Origin of the sequence: Pedomonas sp. (assembly GCF_036515995.1) — a bacterium.
Taxonomy (GTDB): domain Bacteria; phylum Pseudomonadota; class Alphaproteobacteria; order Sphingomonadales; family Sphingomonadaceae; genus Pedomonas.
The window spans coordinates 1-3,099 of the sequence record NZ_DATBUP010000132.1; the positions used below are offsets into that span (position 1 = coordinate 1).

The following is a 3,099-nucleotide window of genomic DNA, read 5'->3' on the forward strand; positions in this document are numbered from 1 at the left end:
CCTTCTTCTCCTTCAGGCGCAGCACGCCCTTCTCGACGACGGGATCCAGATCGGCGAGGGCGGCCTTGGTGCCCCGCGCGATGACCTGCGTTTCGGGGCCCTGTTCGATGATGACGGTCATGCCGCCCTCCAGCGCCACGCCGGTGAAGCCGGTGGCCTCGATGCGCCGCTCGTCCGGCTTGCGCTTGGCGGGAGCGGCGGCGGTGACGGCCGAGGCGGCCAGCGCAAGGGTGGCACAGACGGCAACAAACGTGGTGGACCGCATTAATTCTTCTCCCTGGTATGTCATCCGCAGCGGGGCAGTCTAATATCCTGCTGGCGGAATAGTTCTTATGGCGGAGACTGCAATGAAATTGTCTGGAAAGCTAGCGTTTGGCTTGGCCTGCGCCGTGATTGGCGCGGCAGTGTCTCTGGCGCTCCACGATCGGCCGGCAGAGGCGCAATCGTTCGGCGTGGGCGGCGGCGGGCCGCTGCATGTGGCAGCCTCCAGCGCGGGCAGCGTGAGCCACGCGTGGTCCATCGATCCGCGCACCAGCCTCGTCATCCACTGTGTCTCGACCGGCTCCAAGGCCGAGTTCCAGTGCGACAGCCAGCCCCTCCCCGGGATGGCGAAGCCTTAAGGGCCAAGCCTTAAGGTAAGGGCGCTGCCTCCTCAGGGCGCTGGAGACGCAGGCTTGGTGAGGGCGCGGCGGGTGGCTTCGTCCGCCGGGTAGAAGCACTCCAGCGCCAGCTCGGACAGGGTGATGTCGAGCGGCGTGCCGAACACGGTGGTGGTGGAGAGGAACGAGAAGACCTCGGCGTTCGGGCCCAGCCGCAGCCGCAGCGGCACGGCGATGCCCGGAGGCCCGTGTGGCGTGCGGCTGGCCGGGCACGGGTAGGCGCGCAGCTCCTGCCACAGGTCCTCCAGCACGGGGTCCTTGGTCTGGTCGATCTGCTGGCGCAGGCGCGCGAGCAGATGGCTGCGCCATTCCGGCAGGTTCTCGATGCGCGGGGCCACCCCATCCGGGTGCAGGCTCAGCCGCAGCACGTTGACGGGCGGGCGCAGCAGCTCGGCCGAGACGCCCTCCAGCAGCGGCGCGAGCGCGGCATTGGCGGCAAGGAGCGTCCAGTGCCGGTCGACGGCAAGGGCGGGGAAGGGTTCGTGCCCCTTCAGAATGGCCTCGACGGCGGTGCGGGCGGCCGTCATGTCGGGCGTGTCCAGCGGGCGCTCGGCAAAGGCCGGGGCAAAGCCGCCCGCCAGCAGCAGGGCGTTGCGCTCCCGCAGCGGCAGGTCCAGCCGCTCGGTGAGGCGCAGCAGCATGGCGCGGCTGGGCGTTGCCCGCCCGGTTTCGATGAAGCTGAGGTGGCGGGTGGAGATTTCCGCATCCATGGCGAGATCCAGCTGGCTGAGCTTGCGGCGCTGCCGCCAGTCTCGCAGCAAAGCGCCCACCGGTTCCTGCGGGGCAGGGAGGCGGCTGGCGGCGTGGGTGGTTGGCATGTTCATGTCCTCTCTATGACCCGGAAAGCCGCGAGCGGGCGATTACCTGCAAGGTAATGGATTGGCCGCGCCTGATTGGGAATGATCGCCGACATGCTGGATGACCGGCACAGCCTAAGGCCGGATGACCGGCACAACCTGGGGCCGGATGACCGGCAAAACGCAACACTGGAGAGCGATCATGCAACAGGCACACACCGAAACGTCCGCCGCCATCACTCCGGCCATTGCTCCGGCCATCACTCCGGCGGCAGTGGCGCACGCCTACCTCGCTGTATGGAATGAAGCGGATTCCGACAAGCGGCGCAAGCAGCTGGCCGATGGCTGGACCGATGATGCCCGCTACGCCGATCCGCTGATGCAGGCGAGCGGCGCGGAGGCGATCAACGCCATGATCGGCGCGGCGCAGGCGCAGTTCGCCGGGCACAGCTTCCGCCTGAGCGGCACGCCGGACGGACACGGGCCGTTCGTGCGGTTCTCGTGGACGCTGGAAGGGGCCGGCGGCGTCGTCGGCGGCGGCACGGACGTGGTGCTGCTGGACGCGGACGGGCGCGTGGCGCAGGTGACCGGTTTCCTCGACAGCGTGGGGGCGTGAGGCCGGGCTTGAGGGCCGAGCTGTTCTAAACCGCAGGGCGGATCGGCCACGGCTCGGGGCGGCGGGCGAGGATTTCCACCGGATCGCCCACGCGGATGAGGCCGGGGGTGACGGGCACGGCGTTCCAGCCGAACAGCGCGCCCTTTACCCGCGGCTCGGCCGACTTGCGCACGCGCTGGAGCATGCGCAGCGGCTCATGGGCGGGGTGGTCTCCTTGGAGTCTGCCGCCCGTCATCTGATCGGTGGTGACGACGACGCAGCGGTCGCACGGCTTGACCAGCTCCAGCTCGGTCTCGCCAATGCGCAGGCGCGACCAGCCATCCTCGCCCCACGGCGTGTCTGAGCTGATGACGATGTTGGCGCGGAAGCGGTTCATGGGCGCGGGCGCGTCCAGCCGCCGGTTGAGATCTGCCAGCGAGGCGGTGTTGGTGATGAGCACCGGATAGCCGTCCGCAAAGCCGACGCCGCCCGGTCCTTTGGCAAAGGCGGTGTTGAGCGGGCGGTTCGCCCCGTTCGGCAGCCAGACCAGACGCAGCGGCCGGCCCAGCCAGCCCGACAGCCACGCGCTCGCCCCCTCCGCCACCCGCGCCGCCGCCTTCGAGCGCCAGATGTGGGCGATGATGTGCTCTGCCTGCCCCGTGGGATAGGGCAGCATTAGCGGGGCAAGCCCCGGAGCGCGGAGGGTGAGGCCAGCCTCGCCCGGCACCGCCTCCAGCAGGGCAAGGCGCGGCTCCTCCCGCTGGGTGAGGAAACGCCCCGCCTCATCCACGATCATCCACCGCCGATCCCCCTCAAGCCCCGCCGGCAGCAGGGTCGCCTGCGCCAGATCAACCGCACGGCCGGATTTGACGGGATGAATGTGAAGACTGGCAACGCGCATCGGGGGCAGGTCCGGCAGGTGGGAGGGAGGGGCACTGTAGCGGCTGGCCGGCGGTGCGGAAAGGGGCGGGGGCTGAGGGGGTGCTCAAGGGTGGCAAGGGGAGTGCCAAGGGATAAGTGCAGGTGCAAGGGGGTCTATAACCCCCTT

Annotated in this window: 5 protein-coding genes; 2 read left to right on the plus strand and 3 right to left on the minus strand. The window is 69.5% G+C overall.

Going from position 1 to position 3,099, the window contains the following annotated elements:
- Positions 1-265: GIN domain-containing protein (locus tag VIG90_RS10230; protein WP_331593411.1), on the minus strand; the 265-nt coding region annotated here is incomplete at its 3' end.
- A gap of 82 nt (positions 266-347) precedes the next feature.
- Between VIG90_RS10230 and VIG90_RS10235 the strand changes: the two genes are divergently transcribed.
- Positions 348-620: a hypothetical protein gene (locus tag VIG90_RS10235; protein WP_331593412.1), complete on the plus strand. Its 273-nt coding sequence runs from the start codon at positions 348-350 to the stop codon at positions 618-620.
- Positions 621-652: 32 nt separating this feature from the next.
- On the opposite strand, the gene VIG90_RS10240 is transcribed toward VIG90_RS10235, so the two are convergent.
- Positions 653-1,483 (minus strand): helix-turn-helix transcriptional regulator, encoded by an 831-nt coding sequence (locus VIG90_RS10240; RefSeq protein ID WP_331593413.1) that lies wholly within the window; start codon positions 1,481-1,483, stop codon positions 653-655.
- A 175-nt stretch (positions 1,484-1,658) separates the two neighbouring features.
- Between VIG90_RS10240 and VIG90_RS10245 the strand changes: the two genes are divergently transcribed.
- Positions 1,659-2,072, plus strand: a complete 414-nt coding sequence (locus VIG90_RS10245) for a nuclear transport factor 2 family protein (RefSeq protein WP_331593414.1) — start codon at positions 1,659-1,661, stop codon at positions 2,070-2,072.
- Between the two features lie 25 nt (positions 2,073-2,097).
- Here VIG90_RS10245 and VIG90_RS10250 read toward each other — a convergent pair whose 3' ends face one another.
- The gene (locus VIG90_RS10250; RefSeq protein ID WP_331593415.1) at positions 2,098-2,952 is read right to left on the minus strand and encodes an MOSC domain-containing protein; all 855 of its coding nucleotides are present in this window, start codon (positions 2,950-2,952) and stop codon (positions 2,098-2,100) included.
- Between the last annotated feature and the right edge of the window lie 147 nt (positions 2,953-3,099).

Bases quoted from the DNA above. Each gene is read 5' to 3' on its own strand.
- VIG90_RS10240 (WP_331593413.1), bottom strand. From the start codon at position 1,483: ATGAACATGCCAACCACCCACGCCGCCAGCCGCCTCCCTGCCCCGCAG.
- VIG90_RS10250 (WP_331593415.1), bottom strand. From the start codon at position 2,952: ATGCGCGTTGCCAGTCTTCACATTCATCCCGTCAAATCCGGCCGTGCG.
- VIG90_RS10235 (WP_331593412.1), top strand. From the start codon at position 348: ATGAAATTGTCTGGAAAGCTAGCGTTTGGCTTGGCCTGCGCCGTGATT.
- VIG90_RS10245 (WP_331593414.1), top strand. From the start codon at position 1,659: ATGCAACAGGCACACACCGAAACGTCCGCCGCCATCACTCCGGCCATT.